Source organism: Heyndrickxia sp. NPDC080065, from assembly GCF_050281185.1.
Classification (GTDB): Bacteria; Bacillota; Bacilli; order Bacillales; family Bacillaceae_C; genus Heyndrickxia.
In genome coordinates, this window is the sequence record NZ_JBNNWS010000001.1 from 129,189 (window position 1) to 154,588 (window position 25,400).

Sequence of the window (25,400 nt, forward strand, 5' to 3'; positions counted from 1 at the left end):
CATTAATCACTCCGCTGTCTCGATGCTTCTCCATAAATAGAGGGATGCATAACTTAAATAAGGATGCCAGTCTTTACTGAAATTCTCCATTTCTTCATAGGTAGGCTTTTTTTCTAAATTAAATAATTTTTTCATCGCATTTTGTATGCCGATATCTGCCAATGGAAATAAATTAGGTCTGCCCAAACCAAACATTAAGAAATTTTGAGCTGTCCAAGGTCCGATACCACGTATTTTTACCAATGTTTTCGTGATTTCTTCATCTGATTGGCCTTTAAGTTCATTCAGATTTATTTCACCTGATGCAATCATTTTGGACAACCCGATTAAATATTCAGCTTTTCTTTGACTGAATTTTAGATTACGTAAATCATCTATAGCGATTTCAGCTACTTTTTCAGGTGATGGATAGAACCAAACTCCCTCTTTTTCAAATCCAAATGTATGTACAAAGGTTTGCGTTAATTGCATCGCAAATTTCATATTTAGCTGCTGGTGAATAATACATTTTACTAAGCAGCTATATGGCGAGATATCTAATACGATAGGGGTTCCACGATGACGTTCAAAAATTTCCTTCAAGGATGTTTGCTTAAAATGATCATTGATTTCGTGTAAAGTCACATGCCATTGAAAAATTTCATATAGTCTCTCAATGACTTGATTTTTCGTTTTCTGATTTTGACCTTTTATAATAAAACAAGGATCGCCCATCGTACCAATGGCTTGAATACTGACAACTTCAGTTTCCGGTTCGTAAATAGGGATTTTTATTGTTCTCGATTGTAGATCAACCCAATTTAAAGGATCTATCGATTGCCGCTCTAGTGCTAGATCAAAATGATAGGGTCCTTTTATTTTCACCGTTTCTTCCCACATATTCCCCACTCGTTTCGTTTTTTTCGTATTATACCATAAAGAGTTAAAGTATGTAGGCGGGTCTGCCAATCAGAGAAAAAGGCTCAAATCATTATCGATTTGAACCCAGATTGTACCAAGATTCTCAATATCCCGCTGGATTGCTTAAGGATCCTTTCCTTTCTCCTTCATCATGAAATAGTCTAAGCTTTTAAATGTGTATCCCCTTGCTTTTAAATCTTTGATTACTTTTTCAAGTGCTTCCGCGTTATCTTTTGAAACGGTGTGAAGAAGCATGACTGCTCCTGGATGCACTTGGGCCATGATATTGTCGTATGAATATTTCCACCCTTTTTGTTGGTCAACATTCCAATCTTTAAATGCAATTGACCAAAGGACATGTGTATAGCCTTCTTGATTTGCAAGCTGCATCGTCCGCTCACTTAAAATTCCTCTTGGTGGTCGCAAATAATGCATTTCTTTTTGAGTAGTAATCCGAGCTGTTTCTTCTTTCACTCGTTTTAATTCTTCCTTTAATTTTTCATCGGAAATTTGCGTCATATCAGGGTGGCTCCATGAGTGATTTCCAACGATGTGACCCTCATTAACCATTCTTTTAACCAGTTCTGGTTTTGATTTTAAATAATGACCCGTTACAAAAAAAATAGCAGGAACCTTTTCCTTTTTTAATACATCTAAAACCTTTGGTGTATAGCCATTTTCATAGCCGTTATCAAAGGTCAAATACAATATCTTGTCGTTAGGATTTCCTTTGTAAAAGGCATTGTATTTTTGCAAAAGTTGATCATATTCTTTTCCTGCATCTGCTTGTTGTTCATTTTTCCCCTTAGTAAATCCCCAGCCAACAGGAAAATTAGATACTGCAGATACACTGTTTGCAATTGTAAAAGCTAGCAAGATTACAGCTGCCATTATCAGTGATTTTTTCATTCATTTATCCACCTTCTTTTTTATGTTAGTTTTTTGCGAATGGAAAATAGATATTCTATCTAATAATTTCCAGTCTATTTATTTGTGGATAAACGAGCTTTTTCACTTTTCAAATACATTTTTATTGTGGATTTTTATAAAATATAGTTAAAACTGTTGATGAAGTGGATAAAGTTGTGGATAAATTTTAAATTTATTGAATTTTTATATAGATTGTGGATAAAAATTATTGAGGCTTAGTATAAACTAAGCCCAACAATTTTAAAGGGATACTACTATCATTCGGTTTCCTTTAATGAATAAGCAGCTTTTCGTTCTAATAATCCTTGTTTTACTGCTGGCCATTCATCATTTGTTATAGAATACAATACTGCGTTTCGAATATATCCATCTGAAAGTATTCGTTCCTTTCTCATAATCCCTTCTTTTACAGCACCTAACCTCTCAATTGCTTTTTGAGAACGCTTATTTCGCTCGTCTGTTTTTAACTGAACCCTTATCATTTGTAATTCTTCAAAACAATATTTTAATAGCAAGAATTTGCAATCTGAGTTAACAAAAGTTCTTTGATAACTGGTTCCATACCAGGTTGATCCTAATTCACATGATCTTTGATTCAAATTGATTTCATATAATCTTGTCGTACCTACTACTTGGTTAGAATCTTTCAAAACTACAACAAACGGTAGACCAGTCTTTTGCTCACGAAGTTTTATAGCAGTTGCTGCCCATTCCTGCATATCATTTTCAGTATTCACACTTGTTAACATAAAAACCCAATTTTTAGGGTCATTAATTGTAAAGAGTGGAGCTGCATGCTCTATTTTCATTGGTATTAATTTAATTCTTTCGCTTTCTAATGTAGGCGGATTCTGAAAGGATAGATTGATCATATTAATTTTTCTCCTTATTTATTTTTCGCTTTTTTAAATTTCCATAGTTTTTGCCATTAGGAATAGCTTGTTTACTGTTTTCCAATTCCGATCAGTTATTGGAACATCCAACTTTTTAAGCTGTGTTGCCAATTTAGAATTACGAATACTCTGGCCAAAGAATAGATACACTTCTTTACCGACTATTTGATATTTGTCGATGTCATTTTTAAAATTTTCCAAATGATTGATCCCCTCCTCAGAAGGCAAATCAGCCAAAAAGGATATATGTACACTTTCACCTTCTAATAAATGATCAGTAGGAAACGGACAATCTTTGATAATTTGCTCCATTTGTTTAGCCGTTCTCAATATAACATTGACTGGGAAACCGAAAGTTGCGGGAAATTCATCCTCTATTTTTCTTTGTAAAAGATCGATTTCCTCTGACGATTCAAACAACACATTCCCGCTTTGAATATATGTTTTTACCTTATCTAAACCAAGAGATTCGAAAAAGTTTTTCAAATCTGCCATTTTTACTATATTGTGTCCACCTACATTGATGCCTCTTAATAGTGCAATATAAATAGTCATACTTCTACCTCATTTTATTTTTTTGGTTAGCAAAACTCACTTTTCCTAATATGTAAATTAAATAATTCTCTATTCCGAACCATAATTCCTCTAATGATAAACGAAATGTGTCACACTTTTTTATCCGGAATGTATTGAATTGTTTTTAGCTACAAAAAAAACAATCCTTCCAAATAGAAGAATTGTTAGCTTTCATTTTGTTGGATAATTTTCAGATCTGAAATAGCGTTCTTTTATGATTTGAAGATGGTGAAGCTCGTGACCAGCAATAATATATGCGAGTGCTCGGACTGTAACTTCTGAGTCGTTTGCTGTTCCTCTTTGTAACCATGCATCTTCATCCAAGCTCTTGAGCAAGTGAATGGTAGATTGGCGGACAATTTTTAAATTTTCAAGAAGAGCTTGAATTGATTGCCTCTCAAATTTCGCTCTTTCAACATATGCTTTATCATCATAACCAGGAAGTGAAATAGTTTCACCACGTGAAATGCAAAGTAGTCGATATCCCATAATTCGTTCGGTATCGGCAATATGACCAAGGACTTCCTTTACACTCCATTTGCCAGGTGCATATTTGAAATGGGCCTGAGTATCTGATATATCTTCCAATAAGGTAATCGTTTTATTCATTTGGTCATTTAGAATCTGTAAAATATCTTCATCCGGAACTAGATTGATGTATGTAGAATAATAGGGAAAATATTCACCTGATTCTGGGCGATTTTGCATATTTTTTCTCCCCTCTAATTTTTTTAACAATCCAATTTTAACACAAAATTCCTTAAACAATTATTAAAACTTTATCCCTTATAAGTTAGAACGTTCGTTTTTTCATGTTGAAGAAGCCATTCCTTTCTCCATAAACCGCCTGCATAGCCGGTTAAAGTTCCGTTTGATCCGATTATTCTATGGCAGGGAATGACGATGCTTAGCTTATTTTTACCATTAGCTGTACCCACCGCTCGAACCGCTTTTTCATTTCCAATCGACTCAGCAATATCTTTATAAGAGCAAGTATCTGCATATTTCACGTTTGACAAAGCTGTCCACACTTTTTTTTGAAAATCTGTACCTTCAAAAGAAATAGGAAATGTAAATTCATGAAGTTTTCCTTTAAAATATTCATCAAGCTGATGATAACAATCCTCTATAACCTTTGGCGTTTCATCGTGAACATCATGTTCTTTTGTTTCTCGTTCACAGAACAAAATAGAATCGATGGCTTCATTTGTTCCAATTATCTCAATAATTCCAATAGGTGATTGATAATCTACTTTATACTGCTTTTTCATAAAAGAGACCTCCATAGATAAAATGTAGCGTATGCCTCCCAGCCTGACCAATTTAATGCCATGTCTTCAATTTCCTCAATTGTTGGTTTTCTATCTAATTCCAACTGAATCTTTAATGCATTATGAAGACCTACGTCTGCTATCGGAAAGGCTGTAGAATGATTAAAGCATTTCATCATGACATAGTCAGCTGTCCATGCTCCTACACCTCTAATTGACATTAACGATTGATATCGCTGCTCATAATCATTTTTCCGAATAATACTTTCTTTCGTCAAATTCCCCGTGGCCATCTCTTTAGCTAAATCAATAATATACTCTGACTTTCTACTCGTAAATTGCAATTTTTTCAAGTCATTTATATCAATTGCTGCTATAACTTGCGGGGATGGATAAGCCCAGTAAGAAGCCCCTTCCCATTCAAACTTTTCACCAAACTGTTCAACAAATCTTCTTTTTAATGTATAGGCAAATGTAAGATTTATTTGCTGTCCCATAATTGCCCATGTTAATGCCTCAAACAAATCAGAAATCCCAATGACTCGCAGTCCATAATATTTTTGAACCAATGGCTTTAATACTCTATCATTCTGAGCTAACTCATAAAAACAGGACAGATCCTTATTTAAATCAAACCATTCCTCAATATATTTAGCTACTTTTTCACAAATGCTATTAGATGGTTTTCCTAATGGAAAATCCACGCGAATTGCACCTAAACAGTTACTTATTTTTATGATGATAAAGTCTCCATTAAATGATAAAAGTTTATAAAGTGACCCTTCTTTTATTTGATGCAAAACTTCTAAGTTTGATCTCCCTAAAAAAACTAAATATTCATCAAAACTAAATTCAGTTGGAGGGCAGAGTTCAATATAGGACTCACAATTCACCCAATTCATTTTCTATTCTCCTTCGATATTCACTAGGCGAGCATTGTTTTTCTTGGCGGAAAATCCGATAAAAATTAGAGGTGCTATGAAAGCCTGTTTCATAACAAATTTCAAGGTTAGTGAGTCCAGTATTTTGTAAAAGGTTTGCCGCTTTATCAATTCTTATCTTCTCCAAATAAGCTCTTGGCGTTTTTCCTGTCTCTTGTTTAAATAGCCTTTCAAGATAAAATGAACTAACACCCACATGATTAGCGATATCCTCTAATATCACCCTTTGTTTATAATGATTGATTAAAAAAGCAATTGCCTTTCTAATTAGATCGATTTGTGGAGTATGTTCAACTTCAGGCTGACATCTTTTACATGCTCGATAACCGGCTTTTTCAACTTCATTGATGTCTTGATAGAATTCCACATTGACTTTTTTGGGTTTCCTGGATCTACAGGATGGCCGACAGTAGATTTTTGTTGTTTTTACCGCTGTAAAAAATAGCCCATCATACGTCCGATCACAAGCAATGATTTTTTCCCACATCTCATCAAAAGAAAGATTGATTTTTGCCATTGCGAACTCCCTTCGTTAATATTCTTTATATAAATATTAAACATTTTTATGAAGAAAACAGAAACATGCACTTAAAATTGTATCCCTATTTTAACAATTCAATTATAATATTTCGTCCTCATTCTTGCTCTTATGATCTTAGAATAAAAAAGAAGAGGGATTTTATTCCACTCTTCAATATCTTAGTTAGAGATACATCGCTTTCAGAAAAACTACATTAACGGTTGTTTGTTCAATGCCAAGAGGGTTCGGATGTAGTGAGTCTGTCAACTCCTTAAATTCTTCCTCATTCAGTCCGATTTACCGTTGACAGACCACACAAAGGGTCTCCTTGCGTTTGATAGAGGTCGCCCCTAGTTATCTAATTTGACAACTACGATTATTCACTGTATTTAGAGATGAATCTTTGACGATCGGATTTCACTTGATTTTTAACTGCTTTTTTATAGTTTTTATATTCCTTTGAACTTACAATTTTATTTTTACTGGTTATATCAAGCTCAATATTTGAATTAGGACGCGAAATCAAAATAGAACCATCTGGTTGATTATAGGTGTTAAAGATATAACATTTTCCTCCTTCTGGTAAAAGATCATCTTCATACAATATATACAGATTTTTATCTTCGCTTATTCCACCTGATTTTTGCATTGGAATAGCTGTATTTTTTTTGAGCTTTCCTTTGATATTATCAATTACAGTGATTGAGTAATTTGTATATGGACTTGTTACTTCTTTGCTCCCGTTTTCTGTTTCGACTGTTACAGGGAATTTATATTCAGTACCTTCAAGGTTTTCAACATATCCCACAAATACATTTTTCGTTCTGAGGGTATTATGAGATCTTAAGTTGATAGATGTGTGGCCAGACTATATGAAAGAAAGTTTTGCTCTTTTAACCAAAAACGGTCGTTTATGGTTATGAACTACTTACAGCTTTTTATGTGGTGCCCATTTTTTAATATGTAATAAAAGGTAGAACAGTTGTATCATGAATTTGCCGAATTCCTTGTATCTGTTGTCCCATATGGAAGAATCTCGTATATTTTTGCAGCAAGTGCCTGAGGGGACTCCCTTGACCCTCTTTTAATCCAATCGGTAACAATATTGAAGATACCGCCTGCTAAAAACAGGATTTGCATTCTGCTCATGTCATGATCGTGTGTAATATCCGCTTGAAAGACCTTTTCCATTGTATAATTCAAGTAATCAAGCATCATATTAGATATATTTGAATCAATTAACTTTCCTGACGGCTTCTGTGCAGACACAAATCCCTCTATGATATATTCAATAATTAGCTGCATACTTTCATATGGATCCAAACTATCAACCTCTTTCAAGAATTGTTGAACAATTTCATCCACAGATGCTTGCACGACGTCGTAAACGTTGCGGTAGTATTTGTAGAATGTGACTCTAGCAACTCCAGCCTTTTTGCAAATAGCTGTTACGGTTATATCTTGCAGTTTATGTTCATGCAACAGTGCGCTTAATGCTTCCATAATGTATCTCTGAGAGTGTATACTGTCTTCTCTTGACTTCCTCAAAGCTAACACATCCCTTCATTCTGTTTGTTTTAAGTGCAAATCATCACATAGTGCTTGAATGATGAGAATTCACTGTTATACTTACACATGTAAGTACAAATGTTAGTGTAATGATAATGTCATTGTATAAAAGGACGTTATTGCTGTCAATGTGTACCATTTCCTTTGTTTCCTATTGGAAATTCACCGCCGTTTTGCAAGCTATAAATAGGGAGGGATACTCAGATACAATTTATAATTAATATTTTAAAATCCTATTATATGAATAAAATGTAATTTGGTATTTGTGCGTTTCTTGATTACAACGTAAGAACAAGAAAAATTTTCGACAAGAATAGAGTGAGATTCAATTGGCAAAATATCTGTATAAGTTAGGATATTGGGCAGTAAATCATAGGAAAAAGGTTGTATTCAGTGCACTCGCAATTCTTATTGCATTAGTGTTTTTTGCAGTCAACATAGGTTCCTCTTTCAGGGAGGAGCTGAGCATTCCGAATACACCGGCAGATAAAGCAGGAAAAGTAATTGAAAAAGAGTTTAAAGCGATGCAACCAGCAGGTGCCCAAGTAAAAGTGGTGTTTCAAGCACCAAAAAACGAAACCTTGGAGTCAGCAGAAGTACAACAGAAAATTGCAGAAGTTCTTGATGAGATAAAAAAAGATTCAGCTGTTGATTCTGTGGCAGCACCGATGCAGCTGCAGAACCTCAGTAAAGATAAGACTATCGGATATGCAGTCATTACGTACAAAGTGAAAGCGGAAAAGGTCACAGAAGCTTCTAAGGATAAGATTTTAGATAGTATCGAAACAACAAGGGATGCCGGCATTCAAACGGAGTTATCAGGAGGCGATATCAAGTTTTCCGACTCAGAGACTTCAGGTATGACTGAAATTGTCGGAGTACTTGTTGCCTTCGTAGTTCTGGCATTTACTTTTGTGTCTTTTCTAGTAGCTGGACTGCCGATTCTCACTGCGATAATCGGATTAGCAATTGGAATGCTAGGAATCATGATTGGGACCAATTATGTGGAAATCCAATCAGTTTCCTTATCATTAGCTGCCATGCTGGGACTCGCAGTAGGCATTGACTATGCTCTCTTCATTATCAATCGTTTTATACAGCAGCTTGCACAAGGAGATTCTGTTCCAGAATCTGTTGCCATCGCAACGGGAACAGCGGGAAGTGCCGTAATCTTCGCAGGATTAACTGTTATTATTGGTCTTTTGGGACTGTCTGTTACAAAGATTCCATTCCTGACAGCAATGGGCGTATCCGCTGCCTTTACTGTGCTCTCAGCTGTGTTGGTTTCCGTCATCATATTACCAGCCATTTTGGGACTTGTCGGCCATAAGATTGCCCCATCTAAACAAAATCGATTCTTGCAAAAGATGACTGGGGCAGGTAAGAAACATGCTGGTTCAAATAAATGGGGGGAATTTGTCATAAGACGTCCTCTGATTGTTACGATTTTCGCAATCGGACTACTTGCAGTGATTACGATTCCGTTTTTCCATATGAACCTTGGACTGCCTTCTGATGGAACAACAAAGTCCACAGAAACGACAGAAAGAAGAGCATATGATTTATTGACGGAAGCATATGGGGAAGGATTTCATGCCTCTTTAATGGTAGTAGCAAAATCAGAGGAAGCAACAGCTGAAACGCAAAATGCTATGAACACCATTGCAAAAGAATTGGGTAACCTATCTGAAGTGAAAAGTGTGACACCAGCTATCCCTGGGCCTTCTGGAAAGATTTATATGATTTCCGTCACACCAAAAACAGGACCTGACGATACAAAGACGAAGGATTTGGTAAAAGCTATCCGGGACAAATCGAACCAGACCAAGAAAAAAAATGGAATTGAACTAATGGTAACGGGCACAGCAGCCATGAATATTGATATTGTGCAAAAGCTGAGTGACGCCTTGCCAGTTTTCGCTGCCCTTATTGTGGGACTTGCGTATGTACTCTTAGTTCTAGTGTTTAGATCTCTGCTCATTCCATTAAAAGCAGTATTAGGGTTTCTACTTTCTCTTGGCGCTACATTGGGAGCCGTGGTATTTTTCGTGCAGGATGGGCATTTCCAAAATATATTTGGGTTCCCGGCTGCCGGTCCGATCTTAGCCTTCTTGCCTGTCATTCTGATTGGCATCTTGTTCGGACTCGCCATGGACTATGAGGTGTTCCTAGTGAGCAAGATGCGGGAAGTATATATGCATACAGGTGACCCGAAGAGAGCTATTGTAGAAGGAATGCGGGAGAGCGGGAGAGTCGTAGTCGCAGCGGGATTAATTATGATGTCTGTATTTATTGGATTCATGTTGGCGCCTGATACCATCATTAAATCCATAGGCATGGCTCTTACATTCGGTGTTTTCTTTGACGCATTCATCGTGAGAATGACAATCGTACCTGCAGTCATGATTCTCATGGGTAAGTCAGCCTGGTACTTGCCAAAATGGCTGGATAAAATTTTGCCTAACATTGATGTTGAAGGAGAAAGCATTATACATCGCGTAGAAAACAAAAGTGAAAAAATATATAAACAGAACAGTTAAAGTTAATTCATAGTTTTATATTCAGTTAAAAAACCGCTTCCCTATAAAATAGAAGCGGTTTTTTAGAGAAAGTATAGATCCTCCTTCGCTAATTATGTAAATATATAAAAGGAACTAAGGTTTTGCACTATACATAAAGCAAAAAAGACGTTACCCTTTCTGTAGAATTATAGGAAAGGATGGCGTTTCTTTATGAATCTTTCGATTCTTGACGAACTTCAACCGATCGCTGGAGAATTACAACGACATATGTCTCCTCATGTTCTAGAACACCTAGCCAAAGAAAAAGGATTCGTTCAGCGAAAGAGTAAATATCAAGCACAGGAGTTAGTTGCTTTATGTGTATGGCTTAGTCAACAGGTCGCAAGTACATCACTCACACAATTATGTAGCTGTCTGGAAGTATCTACAGGTGTTCTTATCAGCCCTGAAGGGCTTAACCAACGATTTAATGCTTCCGCAGTACAGTTTCTTGAACAAGTTCTACCTAACCTTCTAACTCAAAGGATTTATTCAACACAAGAAATAATTCATCAATATACCACGACCTTTAAGCACATTCGGATTCTAGATTCTACAACATTTCAGCTTCCAGATAAGTTCTCTTCACATTATCAAAGCTCCGGTGGAAGTAGCCATACGGCAGGAGTTAAAATTCAATTGGAGTATGACCTATTGAGTGGAAAGTTCCTGCACATTTATGTAGGACTTCTATTCATTCTGTTGGCAAATTGAAATTTTATTTAAAACATGGAAATCTTTCTTTCAAATTGACAGGTGCAAAGGAATCAAGAAAGAACGCTTAGAATGTCATTTATATGGGCAACTCATTAGTATCCTACTCTGTTTATCGACGATGTTCAAAATGCGTCAGTTACTCTTGGATAAGAAAAAGAAAGAGTTAAGTGAATACAAATCCATCTGTATGATAATAAATTATTATCTATTGTTTTATGAAGGATTACAAAAGGACATCCATGAATTATTAAAAGTTTTACTGCGCTTGTTTTATTTTTTAGAGAAAAACGGTAGAAAATCTCATCGGTACGAAAAGAAAACCGTCTTTGATAACTTAGGTGTTGTGTATGATTATACGTTGTCACAAAGTTCCAAATTTGCATAATATTTTTTTGAAATACCTATTTAATAGGTTTATTTGTTATGCCCACCTTTAGTACAGCCGTAGAAATTTTAAAAAATAACCTTCACATTTATCCTCTTAGCACCCTTAACTTGATGGCGATGTGGTAGTACCCCATAAAGCCTTAATGGTTTTGTCTTTCCACCGGATAGCTTTTTAACATTTTAAAAGCATAGGCTACTTTTTTCGCAAAATTTAATGGGGGTTCAACTGATTGAATATGAATATATAAAATAGTTGGCTCCATATATATCCAGTGATTATGCAAAGCACTGACGATGATTCCTTGTTGAACGATAGCATGCATAAATGCTGGTATTTCTTCTTCCAGGATAGCAATTTCTCCTAAATTTAAGGCATTTCCGTTTTGATCCAATGATTCAAAAGAAATACCTGCTGGCACAACTGATTGACTTATGCGACCTTGAACCAATACTTTAAAATTGCGATGAAATTCAACAGAACACACACCTTTATTGATTCTGCTTTTTCCTTGAAGGATTTGCCCAAATTGCTCACAAAGATCGTTAAATTGTTTCATCACGATTTCCCCCTTTTTAATAGAAGCTATGAGAAAGGGGGATGAGTTATGAAAATTAAAAAGCTAAGCCTGATTTCCAGACCTAGCCCTTTGAAATATTATTTAAAAACAGGCTCTTTAAATTGAGCTAATTTTTCTAATGATGATTTGTCGACATCAGCATGTAAGCTATTTCCGTGAGAGTCCATAGTGACGACAGCTGTGAAGCCTTCAACATTTAAGTGCCACATCGCTTCTGGGATACCAAACTCTGTTAAATCTACCCCATCCACTTTTTTAATACAGTCAGCATAGTATTGTGCTGCTCCACCGATGGCATTTAAGTATACACCGCCATGTTCCTGTAACGCTGCAAGTGTTTTTGGTCCCATACCGCCTTTACCGATAACCGCACGAATACCAAATTTTTTCATGATGTCACCTTGATAAGGTTCCTCACGAATGGAAGTAGTTGGACCTGCAGCTTTAACTGTCCAATTGCCTTCTTCATCCTTCGCCATAACTGGTCCACAATGATAGATGACTTGACCATTTAAATCTACAGGTGCATCATGATCGGTTAAATATTTATGAATTGCATCACGGCCAGTGTACATTCTTCCATCGATGCGAACAACATCGCCCACTTTTAATTCCCGAATTTGCTCTTCTGTAATTGGAGCCTTCAATGTAATTACTTTGCTTTCTTGCTCAGAAGCAGCGGCCACTTCGCTTTCTGCTTCATTTGCAAATTCAATTTTTTCACCGTCTTGGTAGAGCCATTCTTGAATTTCGCCAGTTTCAGGATTTACTTTCATTCCTAGACGACGGAATGCCCAGCAATTATACGCAACAGATACAAAGAAGCTCGCAGGAATACGGTTCATAACACCAATTTTACAGCCAAGAAGGGTTGTTTCACCGCCAAAGCCCATTGTTCCAATTCCTAATTTATTTGCATTATCCATAATGTAATCTTCAAGTTTACGTAGATCTTCATTTGGATTCACATCTTCTACAGAACGGAATAATTGCTCTTTTGCTAGATCATAGCCAGATGAACGATCTCCACCGATTCCAACACCGATAAAGCCTGCACTACATCCTTGACCTTGTGCTTGATAGACAGAGTGAAGAATACATTTACGGATTCCATCAAGATCACGGCCAGCACGTCCAAGGCCATCTAATTCACTCGGAAGACTGTATTGGATATTTTTATTTTCACAGCCCCCACCTTTTAAAATCAGGCGAACATCAATATAATCATTTTCCCATTGATCAAATTTAATGACAGGTGTTCCTCCGCCAAGGTTGTCGCCGCTGTTTTTTCCAGTTAATGAGTCAACCGAATTTGGTCGAAGCTTAGAGTCCTTTGTAGCTTGTGCAATAGCGTTATAAATTGCTTCTTTTATTTTTATTTGATTCACACCAACAGGTGTTTTAATTTTAAAAGTAGGAAGACCTGTGTCTTGGCAAATTGGTGAAATATTTTCATCTGCCATTTGGATGTTATTTGTAATAGTACCTAAACTCATTGCTGCACGCGTGCCAGCGCTTTCACTTTGCTTTGCTTTTTTCACTGCTCTGCGGACATCTTTAGGTAGATTAGTAGATGTTTCAACAATTAATTGGTACATGCTTTCCTGAAATTTTTCCAAATTCATTTTTACCTCTCCCTTGTTACATCTATTTGAATGAAATATATGTATAAATCCCATTCAATTATACTCCTATTAAACTCTTATTTAAAGGGAATGATTGTGGCAAAAATATTTCAGAACATATTAAGAACCTACTCCCATTCATTTAAAAATAATAGAAAGCTCTGAAATAGAGGCAATAACAATATCCGGTTCAAGTGTGACAGGTAATATTTCTTCATTTGCTTCTTTCATCCACTTTTGTTTACATAGATCCTTTATAGCTATATGATTTATTCGTTCGTCAGGCGGGATATTCAAAAAACTTTGCGGGATTTTACGTTCTATCCAAATCGAAGCTGTTCCATAAAGGTTTGCTAATTGAACATCATGGTCCAGGCGGTCCCCTATATGAGCAGTAATCACGTCACCATTTTGCTTCAGGCCATCAAAGATCCGAACATCTGGCTTGCCATATCCTGCTTTTTCCGGTGTAATGATCTCTTCAAAATATTGATCCAACCCGAGTGTTTTCATCACGGGAAATTGATACTTGTAAAACCCATTTGTAACCGCTGCTAAAGAATATCCCCTGTCTATCAGCATTTGAAGAGTGTGTAAAATATTTTCCTCCAACAAATAAATTTTCGGAAGAGTGGAATGTTTTCTTACTAATTCTTCAATGTTCATTTCACATGTAATTTGAGCTTTATCTAAAAAACTTTTTACGATATCATCCCAATCATATGCTTCAACAAAACGTTGCTCTTGCATACGTAATTGATGCTCTTCAACAAGTTCATCTATGACATTTTTCTTTTGTCCACATAAAGCATGGACCTTCTCTTCTATTTCCGGAAACACATATTTTCCAAAAGGATTTTGCATGATCGTTCCATCTAAATCAAATGTAATCCATTTTTTCACCTAAAGATCACTCCCCATCTATCCCTACAAAAAAATATTATTTCAATGTACTTTATTATAGTCGTAAAAAATAATAAAAAAGCCAAACTTTTAATCGCAAAGTTTGGCTTCATTTATTATTTCTTAAATTGCTCACATTTTATTTCTAAATCATCAATCATTTCGATTAAGCGATCAATATCTTCTAATTGAGTATCTTCTGGATCAATGGCATCTAATACTTCTAAGAACATATTCAATCTTTGTTTTAAATATTGTACCTGTGAATCTTTATCATGCACTGCGTTACCCAAAGTCGTCTCTCCTTTCATCATTTTACTATCATACCAAACATACAATAATGTGAAAAGGGAATGAAACATTGACAATTTTACTTTCGTTTTTAATAATGACAAAGGTGTATATATTTTTTCACAAGAGGAGTCTTTTATTATGCAAAACGTTTTACAGCTTCCATTGATCACACCGAAAAATGATCCATGGGAAGCATATTTAGATGTACAGGACCATGGAAATCTCGTCCTTTCTAATATCGAGTTTACAACAACTACCCTTTGTAATATGAGATGTGAGCATTGTGCCGTCGGATATACATTACAACCAAAGGATCCAAACGCCTTGCCACTTGATCTTCTCATTCAACGCTTGGAGGAAATCCCTTATTTAAGGGCTATAAGCATTACTGGCGGGGAACCAATGCTCTCAAAAAAATCAGTAGAAAATTATGTTCTTCCACTGCTTAAGTATGCTCATCAAAAAGGAATTCGTACACAAATCAATTCCAATTTAACACTGGACCCTGATCGTTATTTATTAATTGCCCCTTATTTGGATGTTCTCCATATCTCCCATAACTGGGGAACTGTCGATGACTTCATTGATGGCGGATTTGCCAATATGGCAAGAAAACCTACTAGGGAACAACGAAAAAAGTTATTTGATCGGATGATTGAAAACAGCCGTCTTCTTTCTGATGCTGGTGTGATGGTTTCAGCAGAGACGATGTTAAATAAACGAACTCTTCCTCATCTTGAACATATACATAAACAAATTGTGAATGAAATGAAGTGTGCTAGACACGAGGTTCATCCAATGTACCCTAGTGATTTTGCTGCTAACTTAGAGGTCTTATCACTAGAGGAAATACGTAATGCCATCCACCATTTACTAGATATTCGAGATGATAAAACATGGATGCTATTTGGAACATTACCATTCTATCCTTGTAGTTTTAAAGAAGAGGATTTAACATTACTGAAACGATTATATACAAGTAAAAACGTTTCTGTTCGAAATGATCCTGATGGCCGCTCACGGCTAAATGTAAATATTTTTACTGGGGATGTCATTGTTACTGATTTTGGCGATACACCGGCTCTTGGCAATATCAAGCACGACACTTTACCTGATTTGTATGACAAATGGGCAAAAACACCGCTCGCTAAATCACTCAGTTGTCATTGTCCTGCTGTTCAATGCCTTGGTCCAAATGTACTTGTTAAAGATGCATATTACCGAGATGTTGATTTTCAGACGAGAAAAACCAACATTAGTATGGAAAAATAAAAACCAATTAGATCCTAAACAAGGCCGTCTCTCACAAGAAACGGCCCTTTTTCTTCTTATCTCGGATGATCTGATGCCAAGAAACCAAATGATACATAATCTTGTACAGGAATCCATGCACCGATTCCTTGTGAAGTAACATTTTTTACGACTAGTTTTTTCTTAGTTCCTTTTATGACCAGATATACTTCTCCATAGGTGACCTTTCCTTTTTCATTAATTGCAGGTGCATAGCCATATAAATATCCTAAGCGTTTTGCAGGAATATTATAGATACGATCCTTTTTTGTTCCTGCTCCGACAATGGTCTCAAAAGAAAGTGGCAGTCTCGTTTTTTCCATTGCTTTTAATAGCATCATTTTTTTGACATCATCTGCTTTAGATACCTTTGCAGTTAATCCGCCCCTTACAATTTTTTGGGCTTCTTGAACATAGTGAATTCGGTAATTCGTGTTTACACCTCGGTTATCATAGTAATTCGTGTTTATTTTTTGATATTGCCAGTTTGGTGAAGTTTCAATTGAATCATAATTTAGTGGCCATTCCCCTAAATAAATCGTTGCTCTAAATCCCAGCGAAAATGGTGAATTATTAATTGATGATTCATTTAACATTCTTATTAAATTTGGATTCTCAATTTTCACTTTAGATGTTTTGATAATTTTATTTGTAAAATCACTCGGTTGTAAGTAAGGCAAATCCTGTGTAGGATTTGGATAGGTATTTTCTTTTGTAATATCCAAAACAGATGGTGGAATTTTAATTTGCTCGATTTTTTTTGCAGAAGATTCAACTTTCTTATTAGCCATTGCAGAAGGCGATGCTGATAAGAGTATTAATAAAAACACAAGAAGAATTCGATGCCATTTCATATGAGTGTACTCCTTTCTATACTTCATAAGTATATTTTTTTCCCTTAATTAAATTATTATCCATCTCCTAGCATATTTCTTTTGAAATTTATTCTGAATATTTACAAATTTTAAATAATATTGTATACTGTAATTAACTTTTTCAGGAGGAAGGGGGGCGGCAGCACACAACTTTTAAAGGGGGAATGGATGAAGAGATTACTCTCCAAATCTGTATTACTTAAGATGTGCTGATTATTTTTATGCAAATAAATAGTTAAAAAAGCCTCTAAGTCAAAATATATACTTAGAGGCTTTTTCATTAAGCATTTAACGACAAGAAAAATCGTCCCTTATAAAAGATAAAAGCCAATTCCCATAATGATATAAGCAGCAAGTAGAGTTGCCCCTTCAAACCAATTTGTTTCCCCATCATTGACAAGTACAATCGTTAACAATACAGAAGCTGCCATTGCTACTAATTCTGGTAATGTAAATACCAATGGCATGTTTGAGGTAAAAAACAATGAAAGGATGACAAGCACAGGTGCAACAAACATCGCGATTTGCAAAGTAGATCCGAAGGCAATTTCTATAGCAATATCCATCTTGTTTTTAAACGCCATTAAAATGGCAGATGCATGCTCCGCAGCGTTTCCGACGATAGCAACTATCACAATACCTATAAATAATTCACTCCAACCAAAGCTTTTTGCCACATCTTCAAATGTATGTACGAGGTTTTCGGAAACATATGCTACAGCAATTGTGGCAATAGCCAATATGATAATGGATTTTCCTTTGCTCCACTCTGGTTCTTCTTCATGATCGTTTTGTTTTACTGCAGGATCTTGATAAATCCCTCGATGGGTAACAAGCTTAAAAAATAATGCTGCGAGATATAAGATAATCAAAGTGATGGAAATACCTACACTTAAATTCATTGTTTCAGCATCAGATAAGTTTGTTGAAAAAACTTCAGGAATGACAAAGGCAATAATTACAGCAAAAATTAACAATCCAGAACTATGTCGTGCGTCATATACATTAAATTTCTGACGTTTAAATTTCAATCCACCTACAAAAAATGCCATCCCTGCGACAAGCAGTAAATTTCCCAAAACAGATCCGGTTAAAGAAGCTAATACCACTCCAGTTAATCCTGCTTGAAGCGAAAAAATAGAAATAATCAGTTCCACGGCATTTCCGAAGGTTGCATTTAATAATCCGCCAATTCTTGGCCCCGCTACAATGGCTAAACTCTCAGTAGCTCGTCCCATAAAACTTGCTAAAGCAATAATTGTCAAACAGTAAATAACAAACATAATAACACTAGGCCAATGCATCAAAGATCCAATGATTGATAAGGGAACCCCTATACCAACCATAATGGCAAAAATTTTATTCATCTTTCTCCTCCTTAAATACGGAAAGTATCCCCATACTCTCTATTCCACTATTTTTTATCAAAAAGCTCCCATATAAAAGATAAAATTATTTTTTAATGATGAAATAATTGATTAAAATTCATATTTTATTTTAACCTAAAGTATTCTATCCACACATAACTTTCTCCTAAAATATTCCCCCCCAATTTTCATTTGATATATTTAACTGAATAAAGATTATCTTGCCAATTATTCAATATACAGTTACCATCACAAATAGAGAGTTTTGGAATAAGGAGCCTTCTTCTATGATTAAAACTGATAAATATCGTTTTTGGATTTTAGTTGGGATTGTGGCAATATCAGGCTTTTCACAAGGAATGTTACTCCCTTTAATAGCAGTTATTTTTGAAAAAGACGGAATGGCCTCCTCTTTAAATGGGCTTAATGCTACAGCATTATATTTAGGGGTACTTATTGCTTCCCCTCTTATGGAGGCACCACTACGTAAGATTGGTTACAAACCGCTGATATTGATTGGCGGTCTTACCGTTGCACTTACACTATTTTTATTTCCTATATGGAAATCCTTTTGGTTCTGGTTTTTCTTAAGACTATTAATCGGAATTGGTGACCATATGCTGCATTTCGCAACCCAGACTTGGATCACTTCGACATCCTCAAAAGAAAAACTTGGAAGAAATATTTCACTATATGGTTTATTTTTCGGTTTAGGCTTTGCTTTTGGACCTTCGCTGACAAGCTTAGTAGAAGTAAATGAGTCATTGCCTTTTATCATTACTTCAGCATTAAGCTTTCTATTATGGATCACTGTTTTTACATTGAAAAACGACTTTCCTGAAAAAGATTCAGAATCCGTGTCTTTTCTTGGAACATTCAAACGCTTTGGAAAGGTATGGAAGTATGCTTGGGTAGCTCTTCTTCCTCCTTTCGGATATGGTTTCTTAGAGGCATCATTGAACGGCAGTTTCCCTGTGTTCGCATTGAGAAATGGTATTAATGTTGAAGCAGTCTCAATGATCGTTCCAGCTTTTGCATTTGGAAGTATTATTACTCAGCTTCCATTAGGAATCATTAGTGACCGTTATGGACGAAAGAATACGTTAATTACGATTATTCTAATTGGCTTTCTTTGCTTTACAGCAGCAGGATTTGTCAATCAATCAGTTGTTGGTTTAATCATTTGCTTCTTTATCGCTGGAATGGCCGTTGGATCTACTTTTTCACTAGGTATTAGCTATATGGCTGATTTACTGCCAAAAACATTATTCCCTGCTGGCAATATTATGTGTGGAATATTATTTAGTTTAGGAAGCATGCTCGGACCATTTTTTGCAGGTATTATTATCGAACATATGAAAGGGGCGAGCTTCTTTTACCTTATCAGTTCCATGTTGTTGATTATTTTTATTTCTTTATGCTCATTTCGTACAAAGGAAAAAGAAAATAAAGTGTATTCGAGTATTTCTGGGTAGTTTTTTTAATAATTACATTTAGGAGGGTGTCCATTTTGGCACACCCTCCTAAAATTTTTAATGATAACCATTTTGTCCGTTAGCGGAGCTTGAATTTTTCCCTTTAGGTTTTTGTTTACTGTTTTGTTTTGTTTTTTTACTCATTTCGAAATCCCCTTTCAGTAAAATTAGGTATTCTTTTATAGTTTGTAACGTTTTGTGAAAAAGCTTTCCCGTTATTTTTTAACAGTGCATGTGTCTCTGGCTGTAATCAATGCGTTTATTTCTCCTCCGATGATTAATATTATTCCGCTTATATAAAACCAAAGCATAAGAACAATGATTCCACCTAAGCTTCCATAAGCTGCCGTATAATGGCCAAAATTGCTAACATAGTATGAAAATGCTAGAGAAACTAGAGCCCATCCCAAAGTTGCGATAAATGCTCCTGGAAAAACAGATAAGCACTTAATTTTTTTATTAGGTGCAAAATAGTAGATGCCAACAAAAACAATAAATAAAATAATCGGACTAATGATCCAGCGCAATGCTGTCCAAACAGCAGCAAACTTCTCTGGAATACCGAACACAGTAAACACATAATATCCAATATATTGACCAAATACAGGTAGTAAAAGTGCAATTAAAAAAACAAAGATCATCGCTACAGTAAGGATCATTGACATTGCTCTTGCCATAAACATTGAACGTGTTTCTTTCACTTCATAGGCACGATTTAATGCCTTAATAATTGCATTCATTCCTTTTGAAGCTGACCATAATGTCGCAAGTATTCCAAATGAAAGTAAACTAGTGCTCCGATTATTCAAAATGTCATTTAAATTTGATTCAATCATATTTAACGTTTCCTTCGGTGCAAAATTCCTCAATACATTTAGTACATCATTTGTATTGATTGGTAAATAAGGAAGTAATGTGACGATAAATAGTAGTAGTGGAAATAAGGATAATATAAAGAAATAGGATAATTGTGCAGCTAAACCTGTGATATCATTGTACATAGTGTGCTTTATTAAGGAAATGACAAAATTTTTATCTCTAATTATTTTGGAGCCCCCCATAAATTTCACCTCAAAAAAGTAACATGCTTATATCTATCCCCTAGCTTTTCCTATAAAAGCAAAATATATATTTGACACCTCACTTGTTTCATGAAAAGATAATTATAAAATAAGCTTTGTTAAACAATTGCGTTACCAATAACGCTGTATGGTATGCGTTCAGCTAGTTTTACTATGTAAAAAAATCGCTTCACGCATACCATACAGCTAATTTTATCAACAATAGACAGTAACAAAGCCATAAATTAAATAGGGGAGGATGTACCCGGTGGATCTTTCAATAAAAACAAATGAAAACATTCAATATATGATTTCTCAAATTACAACTAAATTAAGAATGGTTAATGTAGATGCATTAAAATCTTCGGATTATAATGAGGAAATCTATGATGATCTCCGTGATATTTATGAAATGGTGATGAAGAAAAGCACCTTTAGTCCAAACGAAATGCAAGCAATTGTAGAAGAATTGGGCAATTTACGTAAATAATAAAAGCGACATTCTATTGGTGTTATAGAATGTCGCTCTTTTCTATTTTACATCTTTTAAATATACCATCCATAATTGATCATCCTGATCAGTTGGAGAACCTCTTCCATCCAAATTATTCGAGATAAAATATAACTTTTCCCCATCAATATACACGTCCCTAATTCTTCCAAAATTTCCTTTGAGTGTTGTAGACTTTTTCGTCTTTAGATCAAATATTCTTAATGCCTCTCCGCGAAGTGTAGCGATATATAGCTTTCCATCTTTATACTGAATACCCGAGGGAGCCCAAGTAGTATCACCTGTTTGATAAAATGGCGTCTCCATTCCTTCCCTGCTTTTATCCCCTTCAATTATTGGCCATCCATAGTTATGTCCAGCTTCAATTATGTTAATTTCATCATGTGCAATTGGACCGTGTTCTGAACTATACATTTTCCCTTGTTCATCCCAAACTAGTCCTTGAGGATTTCGATGACCATAGGAATATACATAGCTTCCATTAAACGGATTATCTTTTGGTATCAAACCATCCTGTTCCATTCTTAATATCTTCCCGGATAATGTCGATAACATTTGTGCATCTTTAGTAACAGAAGCATCTCCAGCTGTAACATAAAGTTTTTGATCAGGACCAATTTTTATACGGCCGCCATTATGAATAGGCGAGCCAGGAATCTCTTCTAATAACACTTTTACTTCTTTCCATGCTTCCCTTTGCTTTTGGATGAGAATAACCCGATTAAGAGTAACTCCATTTTCTTGATATGTATGGTAGGCAAATGCTTGTTGCGATTTTTCAAAATTTGAAGTTAATTCAATACCAAGAAACCCGCCTTCACCTTCTTGATAGATCGTTTTATTCGTTTCCACAGGAGAACGTATAAATTGGTTATTTCTTGTATTTAAAGATACTATATACCCATTACGTTCGCTTATATAAAATGTATTTTTATGTTTGGTAATAGCCCATGGAACATTTAGTTTATTTAAAATAGATGTTGCAGATTGATTGGTAATTGTTTCTTTTGCTTCCGAATGATTTTTACCATTGTGATCGGAGCATGCGGTTAATAGTAAGCAAATAACAATAAGAAAGACTCTAGTCAACACAACCCCTCCCTTTACCTAATCTTTCGTCAATTATACTGGTATTTCCTTTCTTATAAGAAAGTTTTGTTAATGATTTAGGAGGTAAATATTCATTTCATGTTCGTTATTCGTACGATAGTTAAATTTACCGTCAATAATAAAAACAAGGCTTTTGTAAAAATGATTACATAAAAAAAAGCCCCATTGCGAGGCTTTTAATCTTGCTCTGTAAGTATAATTATGCCGTCTTTTGTTACTGCTATTGTGTGCTCATATTGGGCAGACAGCGATCCATCTCTCGTTCTCGCTGTCCATCCATTGTTATCCATCATAGTTTCATATCCGCCAATATTGACCATGGGTTCGATAGTAAAGACCATTCCTTCTTTTATTCTTGGTCCTTTTCCGGGTAATCCAAAGTGCGGCACCTCTGGTTTTTCGTGAATACTAGGTCCGATTCCATGGCCAATAAAATTCCTCACAACCGAATAGCCTTGAGCTTCTACAAATGTTTGGATGGCATGGCCAATATCACCAATACGGTTTCCAACTTTTACTTGCTCAATGCCTTTATATAAAGCTTCTTTTGTTACATCTAGTAAGTTTTGTGCGTTCTTACTAATTTTCCCCACTGGATAACTCCATGCAGAGTCTGCTAAAGCACCATTCAGGTTCACTACCATGTCAATGGTTACAATATCACCTTCTTGGAGCGGTTGCTTCCGAGGGTAGCCATGACAGATCTCATCATTAATACTTGCGCAAGTAGCATACTCGTATCCTCGATACCCTTTTTGTTCCGGTGTTGCACCATGCTTTTTCAAGAAATCATTGACAAACTCTTCAATTTCCCATGTTGTGACACCAGGTTTTATTTTTTTAGCTATTTCTTTATGTGTATTGGCTAGTAATTCTCCCGCCTTTTTCATCATATCTATTTCACGTTGAGACTTATATGTTATCATTTTACCTCTTCCTTTCAAAAGTACACCTATCTATATCTATGTTACTTACATAAAACTGTGAATACTAACATCTTATCTCTATTTGTATGTTATAGCAAAAAAATTAATCATCTACTAAAATCCGAATGCAAGGAATATTTTGTTTTGCTGCTCCAAATAAGAAAAGCGTAAGCGCCTTGCTCATCGGCGTACGGATTTTTGTAGTCTTCGACTGAGATAAAGGAGACACGGCGAGGGACGAGTCGATGTTGACTTATCGTAGGGAGAAGACGGAGAAATCCGCTAGCCGATAGGCGCTGGAGCTAGACATAGCAGACACTTTTCATGTCTAATATCCTTAGTAAATTTTATACTTTCTTACCTTTTAAAAAATGTATAGACATTTTGTCTTAATTAGAATATACTTACCTAGGTAATTAATTTGGAGGGAATAATCTATGATCCAATCACACGAATTTTTTCATCAATATAATCAAGTCTCAAGAAATTTAAGTAAAAAAATTAATGAACGTTTAGCTGATATTGGTATATTCAGTTCGCAATGGTCCATTATTTATTACTTATATCACCATGGGCCTTGTACACTGGTTGAAATTAGTAATTACTTAAATGTTGAAGCACCAACAGTAACAAGAACGGTAAACCGTTTAGAAAGCCTTCAATGGATTCGAAAAACGGAAGGTAAGGACAGGAGAGAAAAAAGGATAGAATTAACTGATATAGCAATGGATAATTACCCCTCTTTAATTGAAAAAGTTGGGCAATTTGAAAGCGATGTGATGGAAGGTATATCAGAAGATGAAAAAGTGATCGCTTTCCAAGTACTTCGAAAAATGATGACAAACATGGATTATCAGAGGTGAATAATTAAATGAAGAAAAATACATCAAACCTGTGGACAAAAAACTTTTTAGGTGTTTCGTTCACAAGTTTCTTTCTATTTTTAACGTTTTACTTACTAATGGTAACACTTCCTATTTATGTAATAGATGATATGCATGTTACGCAATCACAAATAGGACTAGTTGTTACTGTTTTTATTATTTCAGCAGTAATTGTGCGACCATTTTCAGGAATCTTATTGGAAGCTATCGGAAGAAAAAAAATGCTATTGCTCTCATTATTAATATTTTTTATAGCATCTGTTTTATATTTCTTTGGACATAGTTTTGGTTGGTTACTGGCCATTCGATTTTTTCATGGAATAGGTTTTGGAATTGCGACTACTGCAACAGGTGCTATTGTAGCGAATATTATTCCTGAGGATAGAATGGGAGAAGGTATGGGCTACTACGCAACTTTTATGAATTTGGCCATGGTCATTGGTCCTTTTTTAGGCTTAACGATTATTCATAGCTTTAGTTTCCAAGTATTATTTATTTTTTGTGGTATCTTTTCATTAATTTCCTTTATTTGCGCATTATTTGTTAACATTCCTCAAAATGTAAATAAAATTAATAACATCGGATTTAAATTAGGTGATTTATTTGAAAAGAAATCAATACCGATTTCCATTGTTACCGGGCTTCTTGCTTTTGGATACTCTGGAGTTCTTTCATATATGTCCGTTTATGCAAAAGGGCTCAATTTAGTTCAAGCTTCCAGTTTCTTTTTTGTTGTTTACGCGGTCTTCCTTTTAGCATCTAGACCTTTTACTGGTAAATGGTTTGACCAATACGGAGAGAACAAAGTGATCTATCCAGCGATTCTATTGTTTGGAATCGGTACTTTTATTTTAAGCTATACAGGAAATGCGATTACTTTATTAATTTCAGGTGCATTAATTGGTGTTGGTTATGGGACGATGACCTCTGGATTCCAAACGATTGCGATTAACTCGGTAGAGGCTAATCGGCGAAGCATGGCAACTGCAACCTATTTCACCTTCATGGATAGCGGGGTTGGCCTAGGCTCATTTGTACTAGGAATCGTTGCAGCAACAAGTGGTTATAGAAATTTATATTTGTATACATCAATCTTAATCATTTTTGGATTAGGGCTTTATTATTTACTTCACGGAAGAATGAAAAGTAAAAGCGAGCAGATTACTAGAGAAAGTGAAATTCAGGCATAACTTAAAACCGCTGTACAGCTTTCAAAGGTAAGACTAGAAGAAACTG

Annotated in this window: 25 protein-coding genes and 1 pseudogene; 7 read left to right on the forward strand and 19 right to left on the reverse strand. The window is 35.4% G+C overall.

Annotation, left to right across the window (positions count from 1 at the left end; translation table 11 throughout):
• Positions 1-6: 6 nt before the first annotated feature.
• The 10 genes from ACQKP0_RS00615 to ACQKP0_RS00660 form a co-directional block, all read right to left on the reverse strand.
• The gene (locus ACQKP0_RS00615) at positions 7-879 is read right to left on the reverse strand and encodes a DNA-3-methyladenine glycosylase family protein (protein WP_427404159.1); all 873 of its coding nucleotides are present in this window, start codon (positions 877-879) and stop codon (positions 7-9) included.
• 144 nt (positions 880-1,023) lie between these two features.
• On the reverse strand, positions 1,024-1,791 hold the full coding sequence (gene pdaA, locus ACQKP0_RS00620; protein WP_427404160.1) for a delta-lactam-biosynthetic de-N-acetylase: 768 nt from the start codon (positions 1,789-1,791) through the stop codon (positions 1,024-1,026).
• Between the two features lie 296 nt (positions 1,792-2,087).
• On the reverse strand, positions 2,088-2,702 hold the full coding sequence (locus tag ACQKP0_RS00625; RefSeq protein ID WP_427403872.1) for a GNAT family N-acetyltransferase: 615 nt from the start codon (positions 2,700-2,702) through the stop codon (positions 2,088-2,090).
• Between the two features lie 33 nt (positions 2,703-2,735).
• Positions 2,736-3,278, reverse strand: a complete 543-nt coding sequence (locus tag ACQKP0_RS00630; RefSeq protein WP_427403873.1) for a DUF1697 domain-containing protein — start codon at positions 3,276-3,278, stop codon at positions 2,736-2,738.
• A 192-nt stretch (positions 3,279-3,470) separates the two neighbouring features.
• On the reverse strand, positions 3,471-4,007 hold the full coding sequence (locus ACQKP0_RS00635) for a DinB family protein (protein WP_427403874.1): 537 nt from the start codon (positions 4,005-4,007) through the stop codon (positions 3,471-3,473).
• A 71-nt stretch (positions 4,008-4,078) separates the two neighbouring features.
• Entirely contained in the window at positions 4,079-4,570 is a 492-nt protein-coding gene (locus ACQKP0_RS00640) for a methylated-DNA--[protein]-cysteine S-methyltransferase (RefSeq protein ID WP_427403875.1), read from the reverse strand.
• Positions 4,567-5,472: a DNA-3-methyladenine glycosylase family protein gene (locus tag ACQKP0_RS00645; protein WP_427403876.1), complete on the reverse strand. Its 906-nt coding sequence runs from the start codon at positions 5,470-5,472 to the stop codon at positions 4,567-4,569. The genes ACQKP0_RS00640 and ACQKP0_RS00645 overlap by 4 nt, the downstream gene beginning before the upstream one ends.
• Positions 5,453-6,028, reverse strand: a complete 576-nt coding sequence (locus tag ACQKP0_RS00650) for a bifunctional transcriptional activator/DNA repair enzyme AdaA (RefSeq protein ID WP_427403877.1) — start codon at positions 6,026-6,028, stop codon at positions 5,453-5,455. Before ACQKP0_RS00650 ends, ACQKP0_RS00645 begins: the two co-directional genes overlap by 20 nt.
• Positions 6,029-6,407: 379 nt before the next feature.
• A complete protein-coding gene (locus tag ACQKP0_RS00655; RefSeq protein WP_427403878.1) occupies positions 6,408-6,839 on the reverse strand; it encodes a cell surface protein in 432 nt (143 codons plus the stop codon).
• A 179-nt stretch (positions 6,840-7,018) separates the two neighbouring features.
• Positions 7,019-7,534 (reverse strand): TetR/AcrR family transcriptional regulator, encoded by a 516-nt coding sequence (locus ACQKP0_RS00660; protein ID WP_427403879.1) that lies wholly within the window; start codon positions 7,532-7,534, stop codon positions 7,019-7,021.
• Between the two features lie 395 nt (positions 7,535-7,929).
• Here ACQKP0_RS00660 and ACQKP0_RS00665 point away from each other — a divergent pair, with 395 nt between their 5' ends.
• A complete protein-coding gene (locus ACQKP0_RS00665; protein ID WP_427403880.1) occupies positions 7,930-10,140 on the forward strand; it encodes an MMPL family transporter in 2,211 nt (736 codons plus the stop codon).
• Between the two features lie 192 nt (positions 10,141-10,332).
• Positions 10,333-11,263: pseudogene (locus tag ACQKP0_RS00670) on the forward strand (IS4 family transposase).
• A gap of 142 nt (positions 11,264-11,405) precedes the next feature.
• Here ACQKP0_RS00670 and ACQKP0_RS00675 read toward each other — a convergent pair.
• From ACQKP0_RS00675 to ACQKP0_RS00690, 4 genes are all read right to left on the reverse strand, one after another.
• Complete coding sequence (locus tag ACQKP0_RS00675; protein WP_427403881.1) at positions 11,406-11,822, reverse strand: DUF1259 domain-containing protein; 417 nt, start codon at positions 11,820-11,822, stop codon at positions 11,406-11,408.
• 98 nt (positions 11,823-11,920) lie between these two features.
• Positions 11,921-13,468: a fumarate hydratase gene (locus tag ACQKP0_RS00680; protein ID WP_427403882.1), complete on the reverse strand. Its 1,548-nt coding sequence runs from the start codon at positions 13,466-13,468 to the stop codon at positions 11,921-11,923.
• Between the two features lie 138 nt (positions 13,469-13,606).
• Complete coding sequence (locus ACQKP0_RS00685; protein WP_427403883.1) at positions 13,607-14,371, reverse strand: HAD family hydrolase; 765 nt, start codon at positions 14,369-14,371, stop codon at positions 13,607-13,609.
• 116 nt (positions 14,372-14,487) lie between these two features.
• On the reverse strand, positions 14,488-14,664 hold the full coding sequence (locus tag ACQKP0_RS00690; protein WP_427403884.1) for an SE1561 family protein: 177 nt from the start codon (positions 14,662-14,664) through the stop codon (positions 14,488-14,490).
• A 139-nt stretch (positions 14,665-14,803) separates the two neighbouring features.
• On the opposite strand from ACQKP0_RS00690, the gene yfkAB reads away from it, so the two are divergent.
• Positions 14,804-15,937, forward strand: a complete 1,134-nt coding sequence (gene yfkAB / locus ACQKP0_RS00695) for a radical SAM/CxCxxxxC motif protein YfkAB (RefSeq protein WP_427403885.1) — start codon at positions 14,804-14,806, stop codon at positions 15,935-15,937.
• A 56-nt stretch (positions 15,938-15,993) separates the two neighbouring features.
• Here the strand turns inward: yfkAB and ACQKP0_RS00700 are convergent, their stop codons facing one another.
• Both ACQKP0_RS00700 and cax read right to left on the reverse strand, forming a co-directional pair.
• Positions 15,994-16,809, reverse strand: coding sequence for a YfkD family protein (locus ACQKP0_RS00700; RefSeq protein ID WP_427403886.1), 816 nt, complete (start codon positions 16,807-16,809; stop codon positions 15,994-15,996).
• A gap of 332 nt (positions 16,810-17,141) precedes the next feature.
• A complete protein-coding gene (gene cax / locus ACQKP0_RS00705) occupies positions 17,142-18,197 on the reverse strand; it encodes a calcium/proton exchanger (RefSeq protein WP_427403887.1) in 1,056 nt (351 codons plus the stop codon).
• Positions 18,198-18,484: 287 nt separating this feature from the next.
• Here cax and ACQKP0_RS00710 point away from each other — a divergent pair, with 287 nt between their 5' ends.
• On the forward strand, positions 18,485-19,672 hold the full coding sequence (locus tag ACQKP0_RS00710; protein ID WP_427403888.1) for an MFS transporter: 1,188 nt from the start codon (positions 18,485-18,487) through the stop codon (positions 19,670-19,672).
• A 215-nt stretch (positions 19,673-19,887) separates the two neighbouring features.
• On the opposite strand, the gene ACQKP0_RS00715 is transcribed toward ACQKP0_RS00710, so the two are convergent.
• Positions 19,888-20,673 carry a YihY/virulence factor BrkB family protein gene (locus ACQKP0_RS00715; RefSeq protein ID WP_427403889.1) on the reverse strand — a complete coding sequence of 262 codons (786 nt, stop codon included), beginning with the start codon at positions 20,671-20,673 and terminating at the stop codon, positions 19,888-19,890.
• Between the two features lie 328 nt (positions 20,674-21,001).
• On the opposite strand from ACQKP0_RS00715, the gene ACQKP0_RS00720 reads away from it, so the two are divergent.
• Positions 21,002-21,223 carry a DUF1128 domain-containing protein gene (locus tag ACQKP0_RS00720; RefSeq protein WP_427403890.1) on the forward strand — a complete coding sequence of 74 codons (222 nt, stop codon included), beginning with the start codon at positions 21,002-21,004 and terminating at the stop codon, positions 21,221-21,223.
• 42 nt (positions 21,224-21,265) lie between these two features.
• On the opposite strand, the gene ACQKP0_RS00725 is transcribed toward ACQKP0_RS00720, so the two are convergent.
• Positions 21,266-22,336 carry a PQQ-dependent sugar dehydrogenase gene (locus ACQKP0_RS00725; protein ID WP_427403891.1) on the reverse strand — a complete coding sequence of 357 codons (1,071 nt, stop codon included), beginning with the start codon at positions 22,334-22,336 and terminating at the stop codon, positions 21,266-21,268.
• 194 nt (positions 22,337-22,530) lie between these two features.
• Positions 22,531-23,280 carry a type I methionyl aminopeptidase gene (map, locus tag ACQKP0_RS00730; protein WP_427403892.1) on the reverse strand — a complete coding sequence of 250 codons (750 nt, stop codon included), beginning with the start codon at positions 23,278-23,280 and terminating at the stop codon, positions 22,531-22,533.
• Between the two features lie 437 nt (positions 23,281-23,717).
• Between map and ACQKP0_RS00735 the strand changes: the two genes are divergently transcribed.
• Both ACQKP0_RS00735 and ACQKP0_RS00740 read left to right on the forward strand, forming a co-directional pair.
• Positions 23,718-24,143: a MarR family winged helix-turn-helix transcriptional regulator gene (locus tag ACQKP0_RS00735; RefSeq protein ID WP_427403893.1), complete on the forward strand. Its 426-nt coding sequence runs from the start codon at positions 23,718-23,720 to the stop codon at positions 24,141-24,143.
• Between the two features lie 8 nt (positions 24,144-24,151).
• Positions 24,152-25,354: an MFS transporter gene (locus ACQKP0_RS00740; RefSeq protein ID WP_427403894.1), complete on the forward strand. Its 1,203-nt coding sequence runs from the start codon at positions 24,152-24,154 to the stop codon at positions 25,352-25,354.
• The last annotated feature ends 46 nt before the right edge of the window (positions 25,355-25,400 follow it).